Here is a 26,995-nt window from a genome sequence, read left to right on the forward strand (position 1 = left end):
TGATAATAATCAAACCACTAATTGTAACACTTATTAACGGTAACAACATATTAAAAGATATCGAATGTGTTACAGCATAGGTTAGTGAACTCATTTCTACAACTGACATCATAGAGAACATCTATTCATAGATAGAAGAATTGTAGAAAATTATATACCAACAAACAAAAAAAGAATTACTGCAACAATCTAAAAACAAACGTAAAAAGCGATTAATCAAAAAAAGGTCACCTCCCCCGGCTTTGCCCGGGTTTTTATTCCAAAAAAACAAAACCGGGCCATGCCCGGCATTTTCGCATACTTATAGATTCTATGGAAATTATATCATTTTTGTGGGGGTTTGTCAATATAAGACACTTTCTCAGCCAATTTTTCCACACCTTCTTGCACATATGTCCAAACTGTTTTTTCATTAAGATTCATCTTTTGTGCAATTTCCCTATATGACAATGTTTTATATTTTAGGCCTGAGCACTCTACAGAATTACAAAGTTCAAAATCGTGATTTATAATTCTCCAGAATATTGCTTCTCGTTGCCTTAATGGAAGCAACTGAAGCCAATACTCAATCCGCCTGATTTTGTTCCACATTCTACGCTTCTTTTCTATCGTGAGTTCATCTAGAATTTCTGGAGAATGCATTGAATTTTTATTAAATATTACTACTGCTCCATTTTTAAGTGTAAATTGTATAATAATTTCGCCATTTACAAAATCTAAATGAATTTTCCTTTTTAAAATTTCCTGCCAATAACTTTTGTACCTTTGAAGTTCTTTAATGATATAATCCGAAGTAGAAACCATGAACCCCCCCCTTTCGGCTGGCTAATAAGCCAGTTTTTCTTTTAGCTTTACCTTCTGAATATCACCTTCCAACTGTATTGTTATTATTACGTTTCTAATTGATCTAATATCTATAGCATTTTCATCATCTAAATTAATTAATGTTGGAACAAGTAGCTTATTTAAGAGTTTTGTTGCTGTGTCTATATCTTCCGTGTGAATAACAAGTTTGTTTGTTGTTATTCCTACTGAGTATTTTCTTGAACTGCCCATAATTTCCTTCCCCCCTTACAATTATAGTCACATCTTCAAAATCTATTTTCATTAGTTCATTCATAAATTGTAGTAACTTACTTTTTCTTTTAAAACTTACGCCCTCAACCCACATTATTTCCCTCCTTTCTTTATTTTTTCTGCAAGAACTCCGTTGATAATTTGTTGAGCTATTTCTAATTTTACTTTTGTTACTTTGTCAAAACCTTTCTTTGCTTTTAACAACTTCGCTAATGCATTCGCTATTTTTCCCAACTCCATTACTAAATTCATGCTTTCTCCTCACTTTAATTTATAATTTTTTAACTTATCAAAATGGTGGTGCATCAACTAATTCTTCCTCTTTCTGCTTCTTTGTTAGCTGTTTGATGGTATTTGCCCAGATATCCCAATATGTTTTGCCATTGTAAAGTCTTGATTGTGGCTCACCAATTACCATTACAAGATCTCCTTTTTCAATCCCTTTATCTACCCATTCCATTGTTGTCTTGACATTGAACCAGTCTGTTTCTTCATTGTTACCCCTTTTTCTGTTAACTGCTACGGTAAAATTAGTTATCTTCTTCCCGGTTTTAGTGTAATTACTTACTATACTTCCAACGTGCCCAAGTATGGTAATTTGTGCATAGCTAGGCATTATTTTTCACCCCTTTCTAATTCTTTCTTTTCTTCAGGTACAAATAACGCAGGAGCGGAAGATTTTGGAGCAAAAGATGCTGCAAGTGCTTGCACTAACGCAGCAAGTTGTGGATTTTGTATTGCTTCTGCAGTTTTTTCGCGATTCTTGAAATTCTCGTAAATTCTCATAAAGTGCGCCCTTACCACCCCTTTTGTTTCTTCAGTCATATCGCATAGTGTATGCCAACCTATCGCATTTTTGGCAGCTTCCACTTTCCAATCGTCATAGTGTGGTTCGTTGTAATATCCTCTTGAATGAATGTCCAGATATACCATGGTCCAGGCTTCTTCTGGAGTAAGATCATCTTGGTGAAAAAACTCTGTGGCTTTTTCCCGGATTTCAGAAATAGTTGGAGCAAATTTCTGGGTCTTAACCAAAACTTCTATGGCATACTTAAATTGTTCATCAGTTAAATCAGCTAGCATTTTGTACCATTGTTCGCTTAAAAATTTATCTGTGGTAATTCTTTCAAGTTTTTCATACACGCTTGCAAGTAATGCTATACCAGCGGCAAAAGTCTTTTTACTAAGCACTTTCTTCACCTTCTTCCAGGAATTGTTTTAATCCCGTAAGTTTACTTGCAAAACCAGCGGGCTGTTTTCTCTTTTTGGAGCGTTTACCAAACACCCCTTTTAGCAAGGGCTCAACTACATACTCAAAACCCTGCTCTTTCATCACTTCCGCTTTTGTTTTTGCAAGGGTTACTATTGCGTTTTTTATTTGCGCTGGATAACAGTCGTGCAAGACTTGCGATACTAATGGAAGCCATTTAGGATCAAATGGACCTATTAATGTACGCCAAGTATCTACTATGTCTTTTTTTCTTTCGTCTAGGTTGAGATACCACTTTGGTGGATTGTCCGCGACAGGTGTCGCAGAAACTACGTTAGTAGTTTCTATATTATTATTAATATCTATACTCTCTTCTCTATATTCTTTATTCTTATTACGTGTCTCACTTACCGTCTCACTTAGTGTCTCATTTAGTGTCTCACTTACCGTCTCATTTACCGTCTCTGTGAGAGACACTTTATTAACCGTCTCATTTAGTGTCTCTGTCTGAGACAGTTTCCTGAATATTTTTCCTAAAGAGTACGTTGCATAATTCCTTTTTCCTTTCCCATTTTCAAAATCAATTAGTCCTATTTGTTTTAATCTGTTTCTTATACGGTATATTTCTGCACGTGAGATGCCTGATAATATTTCCAGTTTGCGGCTTCCGATTTGGACGGACGAACTGAGTAAATCGTTATTCTCCACCCTTGTCCTGTTAATTTCGGACAAGATGGCAAAGAATAAACCAATCTCAGTTGCGTTTAGGTCCAAATCCTGACGAAGCCTCCAAAACTGGTTAAAAACTGTGGCTAATTGCATTCGGTATCACCTCTTTTTAAATAATCCCCACCCCAATATGGGGTAGGGATTTAAAATGGTGCATCACTTAGCTCTTCATCAATTTCAGCAAACAAATTATCTTTTATATTCTTAACAGCGTCGTATTCTATAACGTTCTCTTCTTCATAGGGTTTGTATGCTTCTACATAATTTTTAGCCGTACGAATGCCGCTTAACGTATTAAGATCAAATTTTTCTTTCACATCATTCAATACGTCTTCAGGCTCCAAATGTAATTCCTTTGCACGTTTTTTCATAAGTTGCCATAATTCTGTTTTTTCTTTATAAAGTTGCTTTTCAGCCATATCTTTAACAATGTAATATGTGTTTTGTTGTTGGGGTTTTCCAGGCTGCTTAGGATGTTCTTCTGCAATTTCCATATCCTCTAAGTCTTGTGTAAATACATTAGAAGCCCCAAGACCAGTAAGTACTGCATCAACTAAACTTCGTTTTTTAGCAATCTTAAGGATTGAATTTTGGAAAACCCAAGGATTTTGATCCCAACCTTTTTTCTCCTTAGAGTTACAAGCACCATATCCTACTCCGATAATTTTTCCATCTTGTGCCTTTAACCTGCAAACAAATTTGTACATTATAAAAGATTCATTTTCGATTTCTTTTATAATCTCAAACTCTGGAGTTAAATTAAACAGTCTTACAAGCTTTTCTGCACCTGATTTGTAAAGTGATGGTTTTTGGGATTCAGAATGTTGTTTTATTGGAAAACCATAGTCTACATTTTCTTCGAGTACTTCTTTTTGGAGCTTTCTAAATAGGTCATACTGATGTTTAATCTCTTTAATTGCACCTTCGTCAATTTGTAGCATAGAGCCTGTTTCTTTTTTTACTTCTAATTCTTTACTCATTATCTCCACCTTCTTCAAAAGATATGCTCATTCTTTCTTCTAGCTCAATGTGCTTTAAAACTTCCTCGACTGCTTCTTCTGGTATATCCTTCGGTAATTTTCCTTTAGATTTTGCAAACTGTATCCTGTTTAACGCTGAGAGTTTTGGTTTGTAGGTAACTGAGAAGACGTGGTTAACAAGTCCAGGATATTTTTCTGCAAGTTCCCTTGCTTTTGTGTTAGAAATCTTTGCAGAAGTAATCCACTTGATTTTTGCCCCCTCTAAGTTCAATGTGTTCTTATCTACTGGACGTTCTATATTTTCTTCAAGTATTGCTATTAATTCCTTTTTTCTGTCTTGTAGTTTCTTCATGTATTCATTTACTTTTTTTAGTTCTGTTAAAACATTCTCAACCGTAATGGTCATACCCTCACCTCCACACTAACTTTTCTTAATGCTCTTCCAGAAGCCAACGCTGCTTCGTATCTAATTTCTCTTGAAAACTTATATCGAATATGTTTGAAATTCTCCATGAATTGTGCTATACTATTCTTTAGAAATGTGTTATACCATACTTTAAGGAAAAGAATTTTTACTTGCTCCCTGTGTTTTGGGGAGCTTTTTTCTATCTCTTCATCCAAGGTTCTTAAAAAATCCTCGTAAAGTTTACTCATAAGCTCGCCTCCTATTTGTCAAACAATGGCATTCTACAAGCTGCCTTTCTGGTGTAATATCCGCCTTTTGGTTCGTACTGTTTCCATAAGCCATTTGCTTCACGATTCATAAGAAGTGTTCTGACTATCTTTTCAGTAATTTTTTCAATGATTTGGTCCTGTATTTTGTCAATTTTTTCGATTTTCGAGAGTATATATCTGAGTTTTGTGCGATCCGTTGTAGTAGGATCTTCCAGCCAGGACTTAATGGTTTCTTTGAGTACATCTTCTTCATCCTCCTGTTGTAAAAATTCTTTTAGTAGTTCGTTTTTTATAACTGTCATCATTGCTATGGTTTCTGTGTTTTCTGTTACCTGTTTGCTTATTCTCTTGTGCTCCACCAGAACCTTCTGTTTTAACATCTTCTTCGCCCCCTTTGTACAATGATGGAAAAACTAAGCGGTCAATTTCCATTCGATAACGGTCTAAAATATATTCCACAAGCACATCATAAATATCACCAAATTCACTCATAATTTCGCCCCCTCTTTTTTAGGAAGTGCTTCGTATATTTCTTCAACTGAAACTCCGAGAACTTTTCCGAGTTTGATGATTACATCTAAAGATGGTCTTGCTCTTCCTGTTTCGTAGTGGGAAATAACTTGTTGAGAAACGCCAATTAATCTTGCAAGATCTATTTGAGATAAGTTTTTTCTTTCTCTTAATTCTTTTAAAGTCAAAGTATCACCTCCTAGTCGCATAATGCTTGGGTATTCAAAACTTTTATTCAGTTGTCAAAGACCATCACTAACAATAGTTGTTATTCAATTACTAATTTCATTAGTAAGTATACAACTTTTTAATCACTAATGTCAAGATTAAAAAATTAATTTTAAGTAAAATTTAATTTAAGTTTAAGCAAACTAATATCTTTTGTTGTCGAATGTTCTAATAAGCATATTACTAGTTATAATAGTGGTAGAACAAAGGAGGATTACCATGGATGTTGGTGAGAAGATAAAAATATTAAGACAGCAAAAAGGTATTTCACAAGCACGATTAGCTAAAGATTTAAATGTTGCACAACAAACGATTTCTCATTATGAAACAGGTAGAGTTGAACCTTCATTAGAAATGTTAAAAACTCTTGCTGATTATTTTGGCGTATCACTTGACTATTTCTTTTCAGAACGCCCGGGTCAGTCAGAAGTTGAATTTGTTGATGTTGAATTTAAAACTGTGCCTTTATATTCAGCTCCTGTTTCTGCTGGCAATGGTGCTTTCCCGGATGATATTTATGTTATTGGCGAAGTAACAGCCATCAGCAAAGATGTAGATTTTGCTGTTAGAGTTGTAGGGGATAGTATGCAGCCTGTCGCTCCAGATGGCTCTGTTTTGTTTGTAAAAAAACAACCTCATGCGTTTAACGGAGATATGATTGTTTGTACTTATGATGGCTGGATTTACGTGAAATGGTATATCAAAGAAGATGATAAAGTTATGCTGCTTTCTGAAAATCCTGTATATCTGCCAATAATAGTAGAACCAGATGATAGATTTATCATCCATGGTGTTGTTAAGGAAATTATGAGTAAGCCACCAAAAAAAGTTTTGAAATAAAACAGAGAGGCGATTTATAACAAATGAATCAAATAACTATCTTAACTTCACAAGATTTCTATGAGCTTTTTGCATTGCAATCTTTTGAAACTGCAAGAGAAAGAATCAATTATTTAACAAAAACTGATTTTGAACTCGTAGCTGTAAGAGCCAAAGAAAACTTTGAAAAACAGTTGGGACCGAAAATTAATTTTAAAATAAGAAATGAGCCAATTTATAATTATTGGGGAGATTATTTAAACGCTTTGAGATTACCACCAACTATGATTGGTGTATATGATTTGACAATTCCTGGGAAACAAATGCTTGGGTATTTCACATTTTATACTTCTATATCTAAGAAGATATCAGAGCATTCGGAATTAATTTTAAAAATGCCAAAAATGAAAATTGTTGTTGATTCTCCATGGATATTTGAGTCAAAGGATTTAAAGATCAAAGAATTAAAAACTAAGGTTAAATTTTTTTATAAATTAAAAATCGGAATTCAAACACCTGTTGTTTCTGAAAATTTTTTACCAAAACACGAAGAGTGTGAACATGAATTTAGGTTGGTAAACAATATATCATGGGAATGGCAATTACTTTGGCAGTGTAAACATTGTGGTTTTTTGACATATTGTGAATGTTTTAGAAAAGCATTAGAAAAATCTCCGCCCCCACCAAAAGATACACCAATACAAATTTATTATAATGAAATACCATTAAAATATCCCGGTATGGTGTTTTATCCTAATGCATGTGATGTGTGTAGAGGCGAGGAATCACAACATATGTATTGTTCACCTATGTACACCAGAAGTAATTTTGAAGTAAAATATGGAGCCTATGTAAAAAAAGCAATGATTGAATTAAATTTGCAGCCTGATTCTGGTAGTAATGATGGGTTATCTAGAGAAGCGGTAAATTTAGTCCGTCAACAACTAGGATATAAAAAAATTGGTGAAAGTTGGTTTCATGAAACTGAACTATTGAAGATTATTAAATCTATTTTTCCTGATTTGACAGTTTACCATCACTATCGTCCAAAATGGCTTGAAGGACTTGAATTAGATATTTATGTTGAGGAATTGGAGCTTGGAATAGAATATAATGAAATTCAACACTATCAGCCTATTAAGCATTGGGGTGGAATAGAAGCTTTGGAAAAAGTAAGATTAAGAGATCAAAAGAAAGTAAAATTATGCTTTGATAACAATGTCATGATAATAATTTTCAGGTACGATGAATCAATTACAAAACATAGTGTATTGCAGAAATTAAGAAAAAGATTAATGCAAGATTCAAGAAGATGGCAATATGCAAAAAAATATTTATAACATTTTTTAATAGGAGGTTGGGGGGCTATGAAAAAAGGTATTATTTTTCTTGTGATTGCTCTTGTTATATTGTCTTTTTTTCTGTTATCAGGTTGTGACGTTTTAAACTTATTGTTTGAAAGTGATAATACTGAAACTTATGAAGAAAATCCTAACCCTTCTGAACAAACTGTAGAATCTGAAGCACAAATTACTACCACCAATGAAGCGACGGCTGTTATTCCTTTTGTTGCTCATATGTATAGTATTAAGGATTTTGATGTTCCAGACTCCTTTTTAACCACCGTTGAAAAAGCTTCAAAAGCTGCGTTATCTGATAAAATAAGAGGCATTAAAGATAATGATTATGTTAATTTACTTCCTATGCCGAATTCACCTGATGAAATTTTTTTCAAATTAAACGATATTGACATATATTATTATGGGCAAGTTTTTATAATTCCCTCTTATTGGCGTGATTGGATAAAAGAAACTTATCCTAGAGTTGTGGGAAGTATTCAATTTTTAGGTGAAAATAATAAATTTACTTCTGCATCTCTAAGTCTTAGTGGTGGTCATTCTTTTGTACCATTGTGTTATATTTTAAAAATTCACAACCAAAACGGCGATTATTATAAGTTGCTAGTAACTCCAAATTACAAAGGCTCTACTTCACAAGAAGATATATATAAACTTTATAGTCAAATCTTTAATGATTTTAATTCTTCTGAGAAGTTAGGTTTTATTGTAATTTATGCAGTGTTTTCAGGAGACAAATATATTGATGATTTTGCTTTGGGGATATTATATACTGGTCTTAGCCAGACAGTTCCTAATCAAGATACATTTTTTATACCAATAACAGGTTTGAAATAGTTTACAGACATTACAAATAAATTTGAAATGTAGGCTTTTATCCACCACATTCGATAAACGCGTACGAGTTTGGATATTTTTTTCTCACAAAATGATATTTATGGGGGGGAACAACCTTGGGTAAGAAAAAGCAAAAGTATTATGCCGTTAGAAAAGGAAGAAATACAGGTATTTATAATTCCTGGGTCGAGGCTGAAAAACAAATTAAAGGTTTTCCCGGTGCTGAATATAAAAGCTTTTTGAAATTAGAAGATGCGAAAGCTTATTTATCTGGAAAAAAAGAATGTGAATGCCCTGAAATGAATGAAAACACAATTTTAGCTTATATTGATGGGAGCTATAAAGATAATATATATAGTTCTGGCATTGTTTTATGTGATAAAAATGGAATGACTGAGTATTATTTTTGGGGTGAAGAGTCGTTGTTCAAAGAAGGCAATAATATCCCCGGAGAAATCATGGCGGCTCTTTTTGTTATGGATTATGCTGTTAAAAATGACATAAAAAAAGTAATATTAAAATTTGATTTAGAAGGTTTAGAAAAATGGGCAAAAGAAGAATATAAAACAAAAAAATTGATAACAAAAGTGTATAAATATTATTATGAATATTATAAGCAAAAAGGATTGTTAGTGGAATTTAAAAAAGTTCAAGGACATTCCGGTGATTTTTGCAATGATAAAGCGGACAAACTTGCAAAAAAAGCGTTAGTTAAAGATAGTAATGTTAATTTTGATCTTCCCGATTTTGAAAAAATTTTAGAAATGTTAAAAGGATATTCTGTAAATCAAAATTTATCTATACAATTATCTGACAAGGAATTAGAGTCATTAATAGAATATTTGAAAAATGAAAAATATGAAATACATGAAGAAATAAATTCTGACAAAAAGAGATTTGATATTAAAAGTAAATTCTTTAAAGATTATTTGGTGCTTACCTATCATTTGTGGAGTAGAAAATTACAAATACAAGGAAAAGCTAGAGATGTGCTAAATAATATTGAACTATTTTTGGCAGAATTTGGAAAAACTCAAGATTTGCTTCAAAAAGTTTACGATGTTTCTCGATCTGAATATAATGATTTTGAACAAACTGTTGATAAAATTGTTCATGGAGCATATACGCACGAAAAAGTTTCTGAGACCTTAAAAGGGTTAATGATAACTGCATATTTCAACTATTTGGAATCACCGAATATGCCATATAGAGATTTTTCATTTTATTTAATACCTGCAGCACGTGTTTTGGAAGCATTTATTAAATGGGGATTGTATATGTTTAAAATAGCTGATAAATTACCTGAAAAAGAGGCTATAGGAAATTATTTTGAAAGAATTGAAAAATCAAATAGTTTTACCATAAAAAAAGAGTTTAGAGAAAATTGTAACTGTGAAGATGATTTAATTGTAATAGAAAAATGTTATAATTATTATCACAAATACAGACATATTTACTCTCATGCTTCACCAATAGAAGGTCATACATCAACTATTTCTTCTAAACAAGAAGTGAATGACTTGATAATGACAGCATTAAAACTTACTGGTGAACTTTTTAATAGATTTCCTTTGTAAAGTTGTCACTAAAATAAAAGAGGTGGTAAGATGCTTTTTAAAATCTTTTCAATTGATCAAAAAAAATTAAAATACAAATATTTTGTAATAATGCTTTCTGAAGTGAAACCATATGAAATAATTGATAAAATTGAACAAAAGTTAAGAAGCCTAAAAAAAGGTAAAGGTTTAGTTTTGTTTGATTTAACATTAGGGAATCTTAATAAAGATGCACGATATATTGAAGCCACCTTTGATGGCGAAAATATTGATATTTGGAGTTTTAAGATTGTCAAAAACGTTCCAGAATTTTTTAAAAAGAAGAGTTTTAATTATTTGGCAAAAAATTATAAATATGTTGAAAGTAGCTTTTTGACTTCTGCTGAAAAATTTAGATTTAAGAATAAGATATTCGTTAATAATTAAAGTTCAAGTCAAAAATGTTATTTTTGTTTTAATGAGGCGAAACATATGAAACGTGCTGCAGCATATGCAAGATACTCATCAACTCAGCAACAGGACATCTCAATTGAAGCTCAATTTTCACGTATTGAGGAGTTTGCAAAACGGAATAATTACATTATAGTAGCCCAATATGAAGATAGAGCAATATCGGGCTTTTCTTCACGTCGTCCAGGATTACAACAACTACTTGCAGACGCAAAATTAGGAAAATTTGAAACTGTTATTGTTTGGGAATTTGCAAGACTTGCCAGAGATAGAACAATTTCTAGAAACTATAAAGAACAATTCCGTAAGCTTGGAATTGAACTTATTTCTGTCACCGAGCATATTCCCGATTCTCCAGAAGGTGTAATTATCGAATCACTATATGAAGGAATGGCTGAATATTATTCTAGAAAACTAGCTCGGGACAGTATGAGGGGGCTTATACAGACTGTGAAAGATGGTTATGTACATGGAGGATACCCTCCTTTTGGTTTAAAATTTGTAAAAGATGAAAAGGGAAAAAGTAAATATGCCATTGAAGAAAATGAAGCCAAAGCAGTAAAAAAGATGTTTGAAATGGCTGCAAAAGGTGAAACTCTTTCAGCTATTGCTCGATGGCTGAATGATAATGGATATAAACCTAGAAGGAGCCAGAAATTTAACGTTGAATCTGTTCGTGATATTCTCAAAAACCCTAAATACATTGGTAAAATTATTTTTAATAAACGCAGAGGTAAGGGAAAGTTCAATCCATTTAATGAAATTATTGAAGTTGAAGCTCCAGAAATTGCAATTATTGATGAAGATTTATTTATTAAAGTACAACAAAGGTTGTCAAAAAATAAACACAAACCAGCAAGAAGAAATTATATTCTTCGTGGACTAGTCCAATGTGGTATTTGTGGTCATCCACTTTCTGGAGCCATTCGACAGGGAAATAATGCATATTATTATTGCACTTACTGTTGGCGAAATAATAATAAGAAAGTCAGCATAGGAGCTGACAAATTAGAAAACATTGTCATTAATTTTGTGAAATCTCATTTTGAACACCTTGATACAGAAGAACTTACTCGCAGAATTAACAAAAAAATTAAACAAAAACTTAATCCTGTTGCCCTAAAAACATTTCAAAAAAATCTTGAAGAAGTCAATAATGCTATTAAAAATATAACAAAAGCAATTGAAATGGGAGCATTTTCAAATGAACTCCTTATTCGATTAAACGAACTTGAACGGGAAAAAATGAAGCTAGAAAAAGATATTCGTTCAGCCCTCACTCAAATAAAATCATTACGTGAATTAACCACTGAAGAAGTTGAACATTTAAAGCAAAGTGTATTAAAAGAACTCACAAATAGATCTACAGCAAGAGAATTATTAATTAATTTAATCGAGCATATTACTGTTAATTTTGAAACAACAGAAATTTTATTCACCACAAAATTTGGTGACTACGTTGTCAAATATAATAAATAAGCGGGTTTTTCAACTCGTGGTTTTCTCGGGGTCTGCCCGCCCAGACCATCTATAGTTCCAACTGTTTTTTTAAACCTTTTATTTATGAGCCTTTGGAACGTTACAATTTTGTTACGCAAAGGCAGACACAAAAAACCCTCTACTTTTGGAGGGTATTTGTTTTACTTAACCACTGTATTTTCTGCTATATCAAGCATCCCATCTCATGAAATTCAAATTAATAAATACGATTATATTATTCCTGTGTTTCATAACTTAATGTTAGACCTCAAGTTATGAGTTAGTTAATCTTAATTCCACAATTATAAACTGGTCTATTCTCTAAACATTGTATTCAAAGTAATACATAATCTCCTCCATTTAAATCCACTTTCTCATTTACTTTTTAAGCCTCTTTTATTTACTTTTTATTATTTGATTTGTAGTATCAAAAAAAAAATCAAAAACTACTTATAACCAATTATTATGAAATATTTTTTCGCTTTTTTACATTGTTTTTATCTTTATTCAATAATTTCAAGCTTTGCCCATAATCCCATATGATCTGATACCCTTCCATATTTATCATTATCTTTGAAAACAATCCTACTATCTATTGCTCTAAAATGTTTGGAAACCAAAATATAATCAATTCTTCCTCCATCATTGAATTTATCTTTCCTAATTGTTGGTTCATCAATTTTGTATCTGTTAGTTTCATAAAAAACATCTGTTAACTTTTCACCTTTTACATTCATAGATATAAACTTTTCATAATCCTTTGTACCAGCATTAATATTGAAATCTCCAGCAATAATTAACCTACTATTCGAGCTTTTATTTATCCAATTAATTAGTTTCTTATATTCATTTTCAAATCCATTTCTTACCCAATTTAAATGTACTGTATATATATCAACAAGTTTATTATTTATAAGCAAAGTAGTTTTTAAAATTTTTCTTGAATAAATAGAAAATTTATCTTTAGTTTTTGAAATATACTTAGATTCAAAATTAACAATAGGATATTTAGTTAATATTCCTAATCCTTCTTCCCATATATTCCACCCATAATGAGAAAAATCCCAAACATATTCATAAAATTTATTTTTTTTCAATAAAAGTTCATGCAACACCTTAATATAATTTTTTCTTTTTATCTTTATCCCAAATTTTTCCTCAATTATATCCATATCTCTATGCTGTGCAGCTTCCTGAAATACAGCAATATCAATGTTTTCATCCATAATAAATTGAACAATCTTTTCTTGAATATTTTCGTATTTTTCAAAAAATTCTATTAAATTTTTTTCTTGACCTATATCAATCTCTTGATAAGTATGTAAATTCAAAGTTAATATTTTAAGCATACATACTACCTCCAATATCTTAAAGTTTCAAATTAATAAAACACTTAAATTAAAAATTGAGGCTTCGAAAATTCGAAGCCTCATTTATTTTTTATTATCATATATAACATTAACCACCTAAACTAATTATCCTAACGCTCTTGGATCAAATGCATCTCTTAATCCATCACCGACAAAGTTAAATGCTAAAACGGTAACGAATATAAATATACCAGGAATTAAGAGCCATGGTGCATTTTGTAATACGTAAATATCTTGTGCTCTTGCCATCATTAATCCCCATGATGCAGACGGTTCCCTAATTCCTAACCCTAAGAAGGAAAGCCCTGCTTCACCTAATATATAGCCAGGAATAGACAATGTTGCAGTAACTATCATGTATGTCATTGTATTTGGAATAACATGTTTCCAAAGTATTTTACTATCTGGATATCCTAATGCATATGCTGCTTCAACAAATTCATTTCTCTTAATTGACAACACCATACCTCTGATAATCCTTGCACGTCCAGCCCATCCTATAAAGGAAAGGATAAATACTAACATAATATATACTTGAGATGATGGAATATCTAATGGTAACAATGACCTCAAAAGTATCAAGAGATAAAATCCTGGAATTGACATAATAATTTCTGTAAACCTCATTAATAATTCATCTGCTACTCCACCGTAATAACCAGCTATTCCTCCAAAGAACAGTGATAGTGTTAATGTTATTGCAAGACCTATAAATCCTATTGACAATGAAATTCTTGAAGCAAATATTAATCTTGACCAAACATCTCTTCCAAACTCATCAGAACCCATTATGTATAATCTTACAAATGGATTGTTATCATAATTGTCTACACCATACAAATGGTATTTTAATGGAATAATCCAGAACACATAACCTACTCTTCCATAATCTTTTTTCTTTGGCCCCCAACTTTTAACAAACCACTTTACTGGATAATATTTATAATCAAAATCTTTAATTACCAAATCTTTTCCAAATAAAATTTTCTTCTTTCCATTTTTATCAGTATATTTTATGTAATTAATTGTGTATTTTAAACCAACCTTTTCAATTTCATTTTCGTTAGTAATCCCAAGTTTAAAACCGTATTTTCCAAAAATAACATTTTTTGCAGTTGCTGTATCATTTTCTATAAATGCTTCTCCTTCTGTTAAAACACTATCATTTACCCCAGCTACAAAATATTTTGTTTTCTCACTTGATGATGATACCTTTTTCCATTCATTATTAACCATCGCATATTCTTCTTTTTTTAGTGTAAATTCCAAATCACTTACATTAATAACTTTTCCTGGAAAATCAGTCCTAGCAAAATATTTTGTGTTATTCATTACTAATGTTATTAATTCACCTTTGTATTCAAGGGTTATCCTGCTTGGAAAATATAATTGCCTAGTTTTTCTAGTATAGTCTAGCTTATCAACATAACTTGCGTATGGTAAAACATATAAACCTATTTTTTTCTCAAAATCATCAACTTTGTATACCTTATTTACTTTCGTAGGAGGTGCATACGAATGTTTTAGACTTTGCTCAAATGGGTTATATGGTGCAAGAAAATCAGCAGCGAACATCATAATATAAAGTACAATTAGCACCCACAATCCTACCATTGCTAGCTTATTTTTCTTAAAAGCTCTCCACATCAATTGTCCACGAGTAAGATATACTTCTTCAAAATCTATATTTTCATTACTATTATTTTTTTTCTTAACTTGTTCTTTTTTAGCCATCAACTACTACCTCCTATTCCAACCTAATTCTTGGATCAACTGCTGCAAGTAAAATATCCCCGACCAAATTACCTGCAATTAACATGATAACACTTATAATTGTACTAGCCATAACAACATATATATCTTGTTGTACTAATGCTTGATAAACAAGTCTTCCAAGTCCTGGCCAAGAAAAGATCGTTTCGGTAATAACAGCTCCACCTAACAAACTTGACAAACTAAAACCAAACATAGTAATCAATGGATTTATTGCGTTTCTCATTGCGTGCTTAAATATAACTACTCTTTCGGGCATACCTTTTGCTCTTGCAAATTCAACATAATCTTCATTCAACACGTCTAATAAACTTCCCCTCATGTACCTCATCAATCCTGCAAAACCACCAAATGTCAAAGTAAATGCTGGAAGTTGCATGTGCCAGAATATATCTTTGAACCCTTGCCAAACTGTCATCTTAGAATGATTAACATCATACATACCAGCAACTGGGAATGTACCAGTCTTTGCTGCAAAATACAATAACAATAAGGCTAAAAAGAAACCAGGAATTGCTATACCAGTAAATGCAATTACAGTTAAAAATTTATCCCAAAAACTGTACTTTTTTAGTGCAGATACAACACCTAAAATAACACCAACTATCCATGAAATTACAAACGAGTAAAGTGACAATATCAATGTTGCAAGAACTCTTTCACCAATTAGTTCTACAACTGGTCTTCTATAGTAAAATGAATAACCCAAATCACCAGTTAAGACACCTTTTATCCATTTAAAATATTGAACCATCACCGGCTGATCCAAACCGTATTGTTTTTCAAGAGTATGAATAAAATCCTTTGAAACTGATGGATCAAGTCTGTACTGGTCAAGAAAATCTCCAGGCGCAGCTTGCATTATCAAAAACACTATTAGCGTTATTATAAAAAGCTCGGGAATCAAAATTATTAATCTACGTGCTATATACCTTAGCAATCTCAGTCACCTCACTTTTAATTTTTAAAATGGGCGCGGGGCTAACACCTCACGCGCCCACATAATTTTTTACTGTTCTTTCCACTCTTCATAAATATTCCATGTTGTTCCACCAAGTGGTCCTATCTTTACATTTCTAAGTGTTGCTTTGTATGCAAATAATCTCAATGAATTTACTGTGTAAATCAATGGTAGGTGTTCAGATACTAATTGTTGGAATCTTGAGAAGTAATCTTTTACGATATTTTCATCAAGTATTCTTACGTTTTCCCTAAATATTTTGTCAATTTCTACTTCCCAATCTGGTAAGTAGTAGTCGTTAGGATCTACAAAATCTGCAACTTCTGGTGAGTAATTCCAGAAATGCAATGACGCGTCTGTTTTCCATACGTTTGCTCCACTTTGTGGTTCATCTCCACCAGTTAATCCTATGATTATTGATTCCCAATCACCTGTATTCAACAATTTTTGAACTAAAGTATTGAAATCGATTGGGGTGAATGTTACGTCCATACCAAGTTGTTTTAATGCATCTTGGATTATATTTGCTACTCCTTCTCTAACTCTGTTTCCTGAATTTGTTGTAAGTAAGAATTTAACAACATTTCCATCTTCGTCAACTAATTCTCCTTTATCATTCCAGCTAAATCCTCCCATTTCTAACATTGCCCTTGCAAGGTCTAAGTCGTATTCATACTTTACTACTACATCTTCGTTGTAATATGGTGAACTCATTGAAACTGGTGACCATTGTGCAATTCCAAGTCCATTGTAGAGTGTATCAATAATTGATTCTTTATCTATTGCATATGCAACTGCTTTTCTGAAGTATTCATTTCTGAACCATTTTCTCTTAACTGGATCTGGTGTATTCCAGTTGAATGTAATAAATGTTGTTCCATATGCTGGTCCTGCTGTTGTAACTACTATGTTGAGTTCTTTTTCTTTTTCTTTTAATTCTGCAAATTCTGTTCCTCTTGGACCATAAACATCAATTTCTCCATTTTCAAACGCAAGTCTCATTGCATCTTGGTTAGAAATTATCTTAAAGAGTACTTCATCAAAGTATGGAAGTTGTTGTCCATTTGCATCTTTCTTCCAGTAATATGGGTTCTTTGTAAATCTTACATATTGGTCAGGAACGTATTCTACTGGAATGTATGGACCAAGACCTACTACTTCTCCTTTATTTATTGCATCTACTGTCCAGAATTCTTCAAAATTACCATTTTTTACATATTCTTCTGCTAAATGTTTTGGATAAATATACATTCCACCAAGGTATCTAAATGCAAGCCTAAATGGTTCAGGATAATACATTCTAACTGTATAATCATCAATCTTTTCTGCTTTTGGTAAATATCCATTTGTACTTGTTATAACATCTTTAAATGAACTTGGAATATCTGGGTTTGTATAAATATCATTCAATGTAAATACAACATCGTCTGCTGTCAATGGTTGTCCATCACTGAACTTTACTCCTTTTCTGATATGCCAAATAATTTCCATTCCACCATCTGCAGTTAGCCTTGGACCTTCCCAGCTTTCTGCAATTGCTGGATAGAATTCCATATCTACACCATGTCTTTCAATGAGAGTTCCACCATACCCCATGAACATATCAATAACATAGGTTGAACTTGTTTCCTTTGTGTAACATCGTTTACAGTTTTTGGACCACTAAGAGTTCCTATAACAAACTGACCTCCTGGCTTTCCCTGTGCATCTGCTCCAATATATGGAAGTTGAGCAGCGTAGGCAAACACTACTGCTAATACTGCAAGTAATACCATGAGTTTTTTCATAAACTCACACCCCCTCTTTTTCTACCAGGTGACAAGAAACCTGGTGATTTTCAGAAATTTTATACATTTGTGGATATTCTTTTTCACATTTTTCAGTTTTAAATGGACATCTTGGATGGAAGAAACATCCGCTTGGTCTTGCAATTGGATTTGGAACATTTCCTGTTAAAATAATTCTCTTTCTTTGTTTTTCTACTTTTGGATCAGGAATTGGAGAAGCTGATAATAATGCCTTCGTATATGGGTGAATTGGATTTTCAAAGACTTCATCAACATCACCCATTTCAACAATTCTTCCAAGATACATAACAGCAACTTTATCACTAATAAATCTAACAAGTGATAAATCGTGTGAAATGAAAATATATGTTAAATCAAGTTCTTCTTGAAATTTTAAAAATAGATTAATAATCTGAGCTTGAACTGACACGTCAAGAGCTGAAGTAGGTTCATCTAAAAATAATATTTCAGGCCCAACAGACAGTGCTCTTGCAATTGCAATTCTCTGTTTTTGACCCCCACTGAATTGATGTGGGTATCTATCCATATGATAAGGTTTAAGACCAACCATTCTCAATATTTCAACCGCTTTGTCGTATGCCTCTTGCCTATTTTTGACTATTTTATGGAACAACAATGGCTCAGTCAATATCTGACCAATTGTCATACGTGGATTTAATGAACCAATGGGATTTTGGAAAACTATCTGCATTTTTCTTCTAAATGGCAATAACTCTTTTCTTGTCAAATTAGATATGTCTTGTCCAAATACCTCAATTTTTCCATCTGTTGGATCTATTAATCTTAACATTGTTCTTGCAGCAGTTGTTTTTCCACATCCTGACTCTCCAACTAAAGCAAATGTTTCCTTCTTCTTTACTTCAAAAGATATATCATCTACTGCTTTTACATCACCAACATGTTTTTTAACAAGAAAACCTTTTGCGATAGGAAAGTATTTTTTTAAATTCTGCACTTTTATGATTGTTTCATTATTCATTCTTCATCGCCTCCGATTCTTTCTTGTCTAGTACTGGATTGAAGCACCTTACAAAGTGTCCTGGTTCTACTTCAACCAATTCAGGCAATTCTTTTGTACATTTATCAAGTTTTCTTGGACATCTTGGTGCAAATGGACATACATTTGGCACATCAATCATTCTCGGAGGTTGTCCTGGAATTGCCTCAAGCTTATCTTGCTTTTTATCAAGTCTTGGTATTGCCCTAAGCAACATATGTGTATATGGATGGAGTGGATTATAGAAAATTTCCTCTGCTGTTGCTATTTCCATTTGCCTACTTCCATACATAACTATAATTCTATCAGCCATCGATGCAATTACACCTAAATCGTGAGTTATAAACAACAAACCAGTCTTAAATTCTTTTTGCAAATCTTTCATCAATTCCAATATTTGAGCCTGAATAGTAACATCCAATGCAGTTGTAGGCTCATCGGCAATCAATACTTTTGGATTACATGAAAGAGCAATTGCTATAACAGCACGCTGCCTCATACCGCCGCTAAATTCAAATGGATATGCAAACATTCTCTTTTCAGGTGCAGGTATCTGAACCTTTCTAAGCATTTCAGTTCCTATTTCCCATGCTGTCTTTCTATCAACATTTTGGTGCCTTATAATAGTTTCAGTCAATTGATCACCAATTGTATAAAGAGGATTTAAAGAAGTTAGTGGGTCCTGGAAAATCATACTAATTTCTTTTCCTCTTATTTCTGCAATTTCATCTTTCGACAACTTTAACAAATCTTCCTCTTTTCCTCTGCCTCTGTAAATAATCTGCCCATTAACGATCTTTCCAGGCTTGTGTATAAGTCTCATAATAGATTTTACAGTAACACTTTTTCCAGAACCTGTTTCGCCAACAATTCCTACAACTTCGTTTTCATGAAGATCAAAACTGACATCGTTTACAGCCTTTACTACCCCTTCTTCCATATAAAACCATGTGCTCAGGTTTTTAACTGATAATATGGGTTCCAAAAGATTTCACCTCTCTTAACTAATTTTTTTCATCGGCTATTAACTCCAAAATTTCCAGAGTCGGTTCATATGTGGCAATTAATTCCCAATTATCATACAGTCTATAAATATACATTTTGTTAACAAAATATTCATTTTCAAAGCCTTGATAATTACCTTTTAAGATATTTAAAATTGTTCGGAAAACTAATTTTTCTACATTTTCATACATTTCTGGGAGTATCATTATATTTATACCACAATATGTTTCAAATGTAAAGTGTTTGTAAAAATACTGATTATTAAGGTAAAAGTCGTTATTTTTACTTAAAACTTTGCAATCACGATTTTCAACTAGTGATATTACTTTATTTATCATTTTTTCACTATATTTTATATTAAAATGCATTCCATTATACAAAGAAACTTCTAAGTTATCTAAATCAATAACAACATTTGCTTTTTTTATATCTACAATTTTGAATTTATATCCATTTAAGTTCAAATAATCCATTAATTTGCCGACATAATAGTTATCTCCTTTTATATATATTTTCTTTGCAGAATTAAAATTAAAATACAATGCTACAATGATAAAAGCTGAAATTATGAATATAAAAAACCAGTTTCTACTTATTTTCATCACCTCAACATAATATATTTTTCACAAGTTAATAGGTTACCATATAGAAAAAATTTTTCAAGTCTTATTAAACTTTGTAATTTTGATTTTTTGACAATTATACAGAATAATGTTAAAATAATTCATGGTGCCGTGCTAAGCGGGGGGTTGGTGGTCCCCTGTACCCGAAATCCACCTAGCGGGGCTTAATTCCCTTGCCGAGGTTTGTGGGGTCTGAAAACGGTCCTCGGTAGGGCGCTGAAGGTTGAGTCCTACGCAACAACTACCTGTGAACCGGGTCAGGTCCGGAAGGAAGCAGCCCTAAGCAGGCAAGTGTGTGCCGTAGGGGTGCTCAGCCGGAGCCCGAACCGAGGTTACGCTCAGGTCCCGCGTAATCGAAGCAAGGGTGCACGGCACCTTTTTATTTTGAAAATTGCACTTCATAGAGCTTGTAATAAATTCCTTTTTTGCTCAACAATTCTTTATGCGACCCTTCCTCAACAACTTCTCCTTTGTGAACTACATATATTTTATCTGCATTTACAACTGTAGCAAGTCTATGTGCTATCATTATAACCGTTTTATCCTCAGAAAGTTTTCTAACAGCCTTTTGAATCCTTTCTTCAGTTTGAACATCAATATTACTTGTAGCCTCATCAAGAATGAATATTTTTGCATCAAAAAGTACAGATCTTGCAAGTGCTATTAACTGCCTTTCCCCTGCCGATATACCTTTTCCACGCTCAATAACTTCTGTATATAAACCATTTGGCAATCTTTCAATCAAGTCCCAAACATATACTTTTTTTAATGCATCTATTACCTGCTCTTTTGAAATTTCTTCATGAAAAAGTCTAACATTATCTAAAAGTGTTCCAGAAAATAAAACTACATCTTGCGGAACAGTTGATATCTGCTTTCTAAGTTCATGGATGTTGTATTTTTCAAGTTCTGTACCATCAATCAATATTTTCCCCTTTTGAATTCTATACATGCCATTTACAAGATTCATTAACGATGTTTTTCCTGCACCGGTTTCACCTACAACAGCTATTAATTGCCCTGGTTCAAATTTTAAATTAATATTTTTTAATATCCATCTATCTTCGTTATATCTAAACCATACATTTTTAAACTCTACAACACCTTCTTCAATTTCTGCTTTCCCATTTTCGTCTCCAAAATGTTCTTCTGTCTGATCCATCAATGTAAATATCTTTTCCGCACTCGCCACAGTATTCTGAATTATATCGTACTTTTCAGATAAGTCCTCAAGTGGTCTCATGAATAATTCTAGATATGCAACAAAGGCATATAGATCACCAAAATTGAGAGTTCTTGAAACTATGTATTTTGCACCCATCCATATAATTGCAGCAATTGCAAGTCTGTAAAGTGTACTAACAGTCGGTCTAAAAATTGCAAAAACATACATCTGCTGTATTCTAGACTTATACAACTCTTTATTTACTTTGTCAAAATTTTTCCTTTCAAAATCCTCAGCATTAAATAATTTAACAACTGGCATACCAGCAATATGTTCTGCAAGGTATGCATTAACCTTAGAAATATTAGTTCTAACAGCTCTGTAAGCTTTTAAATCAAAGTATCTAAATAAAATCATCGCCACTATTAAGACAGGAAATACAAATGAAATATTTACAAACAACCTTGGGCTAACTCTTAGCATCATAATAATTACGCCTGTAAGTAAAAAAACGTCATTAAAAATACTCGTTATAACAGACGTAAAAAATTCCATTATATTCTGCGTATCATTTGCAATTCTTGTAGTTATTTGACCACTTGGATGTTTGTCAAAATAAGACATTGGGAGTTTTAAAACATGGTCAAAAAGCTCTTTTCTAATATCGTATACAATTTTTCCACCAAGATATGTTGTAATATATATTGAAATATATTCAAATACAAAAATCAAAGAGGTTGTTAATAAGAAATAAAGTGACATTTTAAAAATACCAGAAAATCTTTCATTTAAAGGTAATGAATCATTAGTTATATAATTATTTACTGTATTTCTTACTATCTGAGGTGGAAGAAGAGTTACAAAAGTAAGAGAAATAACAACCAAAATTGCAATGACAAATAATAGCGTATACGGTTTAGCATATTTTAACAATCTTTTCAAAAGCTTCATCAAATCTCCCCTTTTAAAAAAGTTTATCTTCTTTCAAATAACTTCTCATCCCATATTTTTGGAATATCTTCACAAATTCTCTCTAAAAATTTTCTGTCTCTATCATCAAAAGGAGTTATATAATGGCTGTCAATGTCCAATTCACCTATTACATCTTTATTTTTAAATATTGGTACTACAATCTCACTTCTTACTTTGGGACTACACGACAAATAATTAGTTTCTTTAGAAACGTCCTGAACTATAAATACATCCCTTAACATTGCTGCTTGACCACAGATACCCTCTCCAATATTTATTTTCACATGCTCGGTAGGTTCACCAACAAATTCAAACAACTCTAAAACATTGTCTTTATTAATCATATAAAATCCTACCCAATCATAATAGGGAATTTCATCATAAAGATACTGACAAATCTTTCTCATATATTTTACAGGATCATCTTTAGATTCTTTTTCTAATTTATTAAGCAATTTAATAAATAGTTCATCTTTATCATAATAATTTCCATTCATTTCTCCGTTTCTAAAGTGAATTATCGCCTGATAAACTGCTTCACTTAATTTAGACAATTTTTCTTTCTTCCATAGCGAATATACATTGTAAAAAAGTATATAACTTCCATTAAAATCAACAACTATCCAATCAAACTCTTTTGGATACACTCCTAAAAATACTATAAAATCTTCTTTATTAAGTTCTAGCTCTTTTGCGTTTTTACGAATCTTTGTTGTTACATTATCCTTATTTTCTTTTGCAAATTCTCTAAAATCATTTAATAACTTATCTAGTTCTCTTCTTTCAACACTATCAAAATTTATTTCTCCTAATTTTTCCTCAATCTTTTTGAAAAATTTATATTTGTTTGTAATCTTACTCCAAAATTCCCCCCATTGGGACTTGTCATATCTTAATATTTCTAAAATTTCTTCAACATGGTTTTCTACAATGTTTCTCATAGCTGTCCCTCCTCAATCTTTTTTTCTTCAAGTATTTCATACTCTGCATCAGAAATAACTTTTACCTTTAAATACCTGTTTTTTAAAAAAATTTCCAATATATCACCTGATTTTATTTCACTAGAGGGTTTTAAAGCTATTTGATTTCTAAATATCCTCTTATTTTTAGCCAACTCTTGGGCTATAGTACGCCTTTTAATAATTCTAGTAGATTTTAAAAACTTATCTAACCTCAAAATATCACCCCTAAAAGATTATAACACAAATTGTTCGTATTGCTAAAAAATTAAGCGGCCAAAAAGGCCGCTTAAATTACTGTTAAAAATAATTTTTTACTTGTTATTTGAAGTTGAAGTTGAATTTTTCATCGTCTCAAGTTCATTGAAAGCTGCCTCAAAATCCATATAAGTTGGTGTTGCTTCTTTCAATTTTTCAAGATATTGTTCAGCAGTTGTTGCATCTTTCAACATTTTATTTATCTCGTATAAATCATATAAAACTTCTGCTTTCCAATCTAAAGAAATATCCGTTGCCTCAGAAAGGGTATTTAATCCTCCGTATAGGTCTATAAAGTCATTTACAACGCTTTGGAGCATTCCATACTCAACATAAGGTTTTATCTTTGAATACAACTTTGTATAGTAATTATATAATACATCCGTTCTTTTTGGATATAACGTTTTCATTTTCTTTGCAGCTATAAATGATTCTGGATAGTCATTGTAAATACTTTCCAAAACTAACTTTGATTCTTTACTTGCATCATCCAAAATTTGCTTGTACACTGCATCATTTGTTAATTCAGTAGCTGCCTGCATTTTATCAACAAGTGTAACAAATGCTGCTTTAATTTCCACTGGTGTATCATGTTTGACAGTTACCATTGTAGATTCATCAAGAACCATTTCATTTAACTTTTTATACACATTTAACAAGCTAGTTCCAGAATTTGTTAAAACTTGGTTCCATGTCTTGTATACAGGATCAATAATTTTGGAAGAAACATTTTCATTTCTCTTAAATTCATCAATAGCTTTTCTAAATTTATCACTCTTTAATTGATTTAAAACATCTTGATATCCCTGAGAAAGGGTAAATTTTTCAAATGTATCTACAGTTTTTACATCCTTTACATTGAAGACAAAAAAGTTACTACCAAGAGGAATAGGTCCAACAATGGTATTTGTGGAACCAAAAATGCTATCTTCAAATCTTTTGTCAATTATTCCTCTTTTAAAGCTATCATAATTTTGCACTGATAAGTTCATATTCGTAGCAGCTTGATAAAATCCAGTATTCATTGCCTCACTTATAAAGTCATTTGCACTTGCTTGTGATGAAAAACTTACAAAATCAACATTTGCTTGATCATATTTATTCATTAAATCTTCTCTATTTTCACTATAATAACTTTTCATCTCATCATCACTTACACTAGCTATAGTATCTCTAACTTTTGCAATTGTAAGATACTTTACTACCTCTGGCTCAATTTTCTTTTTGTAATTTTCAACACTTCCATATTTTTGCTTAATATAATTTAACAACTGTTCATTCTTTTTAATATCTGCAACCTGCTTATCAAGTTCTTGATTGATTTCCTCTTTAGTAGGTGAAATTTTATTAACTTGAGCGTAATATAGTATTGTTTTAGTTTCAATTAAATCATTTAGTACTGAAGTTTTTAACATTGGTGCCTCAAAAACAGGGTCAACATCTGAAACTTGATAATAACTTAAAGCCTTATTATATGAATCTTCAACTTCCCATGGGAAAATCCAATATTCTTCACTAAGTGCTGTTCCATCTTTTGTTAAATAAGCAACTGAATCCTCTAAATTATACTTTACACTGCCTTTTCTCGAAGATACATATGAAGAAATTGACCATACAACAATACCTGCGACAAATGCAATAGCAATCGTCCAAATTATAGCACCATGTGCTTTTTCAAACCATTTTCTCATTCTTGCGATCCCCCTTCTAAGTTCATTTCTTCCTCTTCAAATGAAATTGGTCTAACCAGTGGAAATGCAATTACATCTCTTATAGTAGGAGAATTAGTTAAAAGCATAACCAATCTATCAATTCCTATACCAAGACCACCAGTAGGTGGCATACCGTATTCAAGAGCTCTAACAAAATCTTTATCCATCATCTGAGCTTCCTCGTCCCCAGCTTCACGAAGTTTAGCTTGCCTTAAAAACCTTTCGTATTGATCAACAGGATCATTCAATTCACTAAATGCATTTGCCATTTCTCTACCATAGATTATAAGTTCAAATCTTTCAGTAACTCTTGGATCCTCCCTATGTTTCTTTGCAAGAGGTGATATTTCTACTGGGTGTTCTAACAAAAATGTTGGTTGAACAACTTTGTCCTCTACTAAATCCCAGAGTTTTTCAATTAAATGCCCTTTATCTTTTATCTCAACTTCAACATCGTTTTGCTTTAATACTTCTAACATTTTTTCTTCTGTATCTTCAAGGATATCAACACCTAGATGTTCTTTAATAAAATCTCTCATTTTAACTCTTCTCCATGGTCTTGAAAAATCAATTTCTATATCTTGATATTTGACTTTTGTTGTTCCAAAAAGTTTTTCAACAATAAAAACAAAAAGCTCTTCAGTTAAATTCATCATATCTTCATAGTCAGCATATGCCTGATAAATTTCAATTGAAGTAAACTCAGGATGATGTTTGTAAGAAAGACCTTCGTTTCTGAAATTCTTTCCTAATTCATATACTTTTTCAAATCCACCTACAATGAATCTCTTCAAATAAAGTTCTGTAGCAATTCTCATGTACATATCAATATCAAACACATTTAAGTGTGTTATAAATGGTCTTGCTGATGCTCCTCCCGTAACATACTCTAATATTGGAGTTTCAACCTCAATGAATCCTTTTGAATTCAAAAATTCTCTAATAAGCTTTATTATCTCGAATCTTATTCTAAACCTATTTAGAGTTTCATCGTTAGCAATCATATCAACATATCTTTGTCTATACAAAACTTCTTTATCTTTAATTCCATGCCATTTTTCAGGCATTGGCCTTAAAGGTTTATTAAGAAGCTCAATTTCTTTTACTAAAATTGTTACTTCTCCAGTTTTACTTTTAAAGACACTACCCTTTACACCAACTATATCTCCAATTGCAATATGTTCTTTAAAAAATTCGTATGCGTCTTTTCCGACTATATCTTGTCTAATATATGCCTGAACTCTGCCAAAGAAATCTTTAATATGGAAAAAGGCACTTTTACCATGATGCCTTAAAGACATTATTCTTCCAGCAGTAGACACACTTGTATCCTCTTTAACTTCTCCAGGATTTAAGCTCTCAAATTGAGATTTAATATCTTGACTACTGTGTGTTTTTTCAAATTTGTATGGATATGGATTAATACCCTTTGCACTTATTTGCTTAATTTCATTTATCCTCTGTTCCCTAAACTCCTTTAACAA

At 31.9% G+C, this 26,995-nt stretch carries 29 protein-coding genes, 1 other RNA gene and 1 pseudogene; 7 read left to right on the forward strand and 24 right to left on the reverse strand.

Annotated features, from left to right (window positions below; genetic code table 11):
- Positions 1–324: 324 nt before the first annotated feature.
- From HNP65_RS01665 to HNP65_RS01720, 12 genes are all read right to left on the reverse strand, one after another.
- Entirely contained in the window at positions 325–804 is a 480-nt protein-coding gene (locus HNP65_RS01665; RefSeq protein ID WP_184618650.1) for an RNA polymerase sigma factor, read from the reverse strand.
- A 21-nt stretch (positions 805–825) separates the two neighbouring features.
- Positions 826–1,056: a hypothetical protein gene (locus tag HNP65_RS01670; protein WP_184618651.1), complete on the reverse strand. Its 231-nt coding sequence runs from the start codon at positions 1,054–1,056 to the stop codon at positions 826–828.
- A 114-nt stretch (positions 1,057–1,170) separates the two neighbouring features.
- Positions 1,171–1,329, reverse strand: coding sequence for a hypothetical protein (locus HNP65_RS01675; protein WP_184618652.1), 159 nt, complete (start codon positions 1,327–1,329; stop codon positions 1,171–1,173).
- 37 nt (positions 1,330–1,366) lie between these two features.
- Positions 1,367–1,693, reverse strand: coding sequence for a single-stranded DNA-binding protein (locus HNP65_RS01680; protein ID WP_184618653.1), 327 nt, complete (start codon positions 1,691–1,693; stop codon positions 1,367–1,369).
- Entirely contained in the window at positions 1,693–2,268 is a 576-nt protein-coding gene (locus HNP65_RS01685) for a hypothetical protein (protein WP_184618654.1), read from the reverse strand. Before HNP65_RS01685 ends, HNP65_RS01680 begins: the two co-directional genes overlap by 1 nt.
- Positions 2,261–2,764 (reverse strand): hypothetical protein, encoded by a 504-nt coding sequence (locus tag HNP65_RS09730; protein WP_246348155.1) that lies wholly within the window; start codon positions 2,762–2,764, stop codon positions 2,261–2,263. The genes HNP65_RS01685 and HNP65_RS09730 overlap by 8 nt, the downstream gene beginning before the upstream one ends.
- A gap of 395 nt (positions 2,765–3,159) precedes the next feature.
- On the reverse strand, positions 3,160–3,996 hold the full coding sequence (locus HNP65_RS01695; protein ID WP_184618656.1) for a hypothetical protein: 837 nt from the start codon (positions 3,994–3,996) through the stop codon (positions 3,160–3,162).
- Positions 3,989–4,402 (reverse strand): hypothetical protein, encoded by a 414-nt coding sequence (locus HNP65_RS01700; RefSeq protein WP_184618657.1) that lies wholly within the window; start codon positions 4,400–4,402, stop codon positions 3,989–3,991. The genes HNP65_RS01695 and HNP65_RS01700 overlap by 8 nt, the downstream gene beginning before the upstream one ends.
- On the reverse strand, positions 4,399–4,650 hold the full coding sequence (locus HNP65_RS01705; protein WP_184618658.1) for a hypothetical protein: 252 nt from the start codon (positions 4,648–4,650) through the stop codon (positions 4,399–4,401). Before HNP65_RS01705 ends, HNP65_RS01700 begins: the two co-directional genes overlap by 4 nt.
- Positions 4,651–4,661: 11 nt before the next feature.
- Positions 4,662–4,976, reverse strand: a complete 315-nt coding sequence (locus HNP65_RS01710) for a hypothetical protein (protein ID WP_184618659.1) — start codon at positions 4,974–4,976, stop codon at positions 4,662–4,664.
- A complete protein-coding gene (locus HNP65_RS01715; RefSeq protein ID WP_184618660.1) occupies positions 4,921–5,163 on the reverse strand; it encodes a hypothetical protein in 243 nt (80 codons plus the stop codon). The genes HNP65_RS01710 and HNP65_RS01715 overlap by 56 nt, the downstream gene beginning before the upstream one ends.
- Positions 5,160–5,369 (reverse strand): helix-turn-helix transcriptional regulator, encoded by a 210-nt coding sequence (locus HNP65_RS01720; RefSeq protein WP_184618661.1) that lies wholly within the window; start codon positions 5,367–5,369, stop codon positions 5,160–5,162. The genes HNP65_RS01715 and HNP65_RS01720 overlap by 4 nt, the downstream gene beginning before the upstream one ends.
- Positions 5,370–5,628: 259 nt before the next feature.
- On the opposite strand from HNP65_RS01720, the gene HNP65_RS01725 reads away from it, so the two are divergent.
- From HNP65_RS01725 to HNP65_RS01750, 6 genes are all read left to right on the forward strand, one after another.
- Positions 5,629–6,249: a LexA family protein gene (locus HNP65_RS01725; protein ID WP_184618662.1), complete on the forward strand. Its 621-nt coding sequence runs from the start codon at positions 5,629–5,631 to the stop codon at positions 6,247–6,249.
- 23 nt (positions 6,250–6,272) lie between these two features.
- The gene (locus HNP65_RS01730; protein ID WP_184618663.1) at positions 6,273–7,568 is read left to right on the forward strand and encodes a PDDEXK family nuclease; all 1,296 of its coding nucleotides are present in this window, start codon (positions 6,273–6,275) and stop codon (positions 7,566–7,568) included.
- 27 nt (positions 7,569–7,595) lie between these two features.
- On the forward strand, positions 7,596–8,423 hold the full coding sequence (locus HNP65_RS01735) for a hypothetical protein (RefSeq protein WP_184618664.1): 828 nt from the start codon (positions 7,596–7,598) through the stop codon (positions 8,421–8,423).
- Between the two features lie 116 nt (positions 8,424–8,539).
- The gene (locus HNP65_RS09945) at positions 8,540–10,000 is read left to right on the forward strand and encodes a ribonuclease H1 domain-containing protein (RefSeq protein WP_184618665.1); all 1,461 of its coding nucleotides are present in this window, start codon (positions 8,540–8,542) and stop codon (positions 9,998–10,000) included.
- 30 nt (positions 10,001–10,030) lie between these two features.
- Positions 10,031–10,405, forward strand: a complete 375-nt coding sequence (locus tag HNP65_RS01745; RefSeq protein WP_184618666.1) for a type II toxin-antitoxin system RnlB family antitoxin — start codon at positions 10,031–10,033, stop codon at positions 10,403–10,405.
- Between the two features lie 45 nt (positions 10,406–10,450).
- Positions 10,451–11,908 carry a recombinase family protein gene (locus HNP65_RS01750; protein ID WP_184618667.1) on the forward strand — a complete coding sequence of 486 codons (1,458 nt, stop codon included), beginning with the start codon at positions 10,451–10,453 and terminating at the stop codon, positions 11,906–11,908.
- A 503-nt stretch (positions 11,909–12,411) separates the two neighbouring features.
- Here HNP65_RS01750 and HNP65_RS01755 read toward each other — a convergent pair.
- The 7 genes and pseudogenes from HNP65_RS01755 to HNP65_RS01785 all read right to left on the reverse strand — a co-directional run bounded on the left by HNP65_RS01755 (position 12,412) and on the right by HNP65_RS01785 (position 20,424).
- Positions 12,412–13,257, reverse strand: a complete 846-nt coding sequence (locus tag HNP65_RS01755; protein WP_184618668.1) for an endonuclease/exonuclease/phosphatase family protein — start codon at positions 13,255–13,257, stop codon at positions 12,412–12,414.
- Between the two features lie 126 nt (positions 13,258–13,383).
- A complete protein-coding gene (locus tag HNP65_RS01760) occupies positions 13,384–15,012 on the reverse strand; it encodes an ABC transporter permease (RefSeq protein ID WP_184618669.1) in 1,629 nt (542 codons plus the stop codon).
- Positions 15,013–15,025: 13 nt separating this feature from the next.
- Entirely contained in the window at positions 15,026–15,991 is a 966-nt protein-coding gene (locus HNP65_RS01765; RefSeq protein WP_184618670.1) for an ABC transporter permease, read from the reverse strand.
- Between the two features lie 69 nt (positions 15,992–16,060).
- A pseudogene (locus HNP65_RS01770) lies at positions 16,061–17,799 on the reverse strand (ABC transporter substrate-binding protein).
- Positions 17,800–17,803: 4 nt separating this feature from the next.
- On the reverse strand, positions 17,804–18,799 hold the full coding sequence (locus tag HNP65_RS01775) for an ABC transporter ATP-binding protein (RefSeq protein ID WP_184618671.1): 996 nt from the start codon (positions 18,797–18,799) through the stop codon (positions 17,804–17,806).
- Positions 18,792–19,802 carry an ABC transporter ATP-binding protein gene (locus HNP65_RS01780; RefSeq protein ID WP_184618672.1) on the reverse strand — a complete coding sequence of 337 codons (1,011 nt, stop codon included), beginning with the start codon at positions 19,800–19,802 and terminating at the stop codon, positions 18,792–18,794. Before HNP65_RS01780 ends, HNP65_RS01775 begins: the two co-directional genes overlap by 8 nt.
- A gap of 19 nt (positions 19,803–19,821) precedes the next feature.
- On the reverse strand, positions 19,822–20,424 hold the full coding sequence (locus tag HNP65_RS01785; RefSeq protein WP_221236817.1) for a hypothetical protein: 603 nt from the start codon (positions 20,422–20,424) through the stop codon (positions 19,822–19,824).
- Between the two features lie 130 nt (positions 20,425–20,554).
- Here HNP65_RS01785 and ffs point away from each other — a divergent pair.
- Positions 20,555–20,817: signal recognition particle sRNA large type (gene ffs, locus HNP65_RS01790), an RNA gene on the forward strand.
- A gap of 7 nt (positions 20,818–20,824) precedes the next feature.
- Here the strand turns inward: ffs and HNP65_RS01795 are convergent.
- The 5 genes from HNP65_RS01795 to lysS all read right to left on the reverse strand — a co-directional run bounded on the left by HNP65_RS01795 (position 20,825) and on the right by lysS (position 26,995).
- Positions 20,825–22,561, reverse strand: a complete 1,737-nt coding sequence (locus HNP65_RS01795) for an ABC transporter ATP-binding protein (protein WP_184618674.1) — start codon at positions 22,559–22,561, stop codon at positions 20,825–20,827.
- Between the two features lie 23 nt (positions 22,562–22,584).
- Positions 22,585–23,523, reverse strand: a complete 939-nt coding sequence (locus tag HNP65_RS01800; RefSeq protein WP_184618675.1) for a GAF domain-containing protein — start codon at positions 23,521–23,523, stop codon at positions 22,585–22,587.
- A complete protein-coding gene (locus tag HNP65_RS01805; protein ID WP_184618676.1) occupies positions 23,520–23,759 on the reverse strand; it encodes a S4 domain-containing protein in 240 nt (79 codons plus the stop codon). The genes HNP65_RS01800 and HNP65_RS01805 overlap by 4 nt, the downstream gene beginning before the upstream one ends.
- Before the next feature lie 96 nt (positions 23,760–23,855).
- Complete coding sequence (locus tag HNP65_RS01810; protein WP_184618677.1) at positions 23,856–25,490, reverse strand: peptidyl-prolyl cis-trans isomerase; 1,635 nt, start codon at positions 25,488–25,490, stop codon at positions 23,856–23,858.
- A complete protein-coding gene (lysS, locus tag HNP65_RS01815) occupies positions 25,487–26,995 on the reverse strand; it encodes a lysine--tRNA ligase (RefSeq protein WP_184618678.1) in 1,509 nt (502 codons plus the stop codon). The genes HNP65_RS01810 and lysS overlap by 4 nt, the downstream gene beginning before the upstream one ends.

The sequence above is a fragment of the Thermosipho japonicus genome, assembly GCF_014201655.1.
Taxonomy (GTDB): domain Bacteria; phylum Thermotogota; class Thermotogae; order Thermotogales; family Fervidobacteriaceae; genus Thermosipho; species Thermosipho japonicus.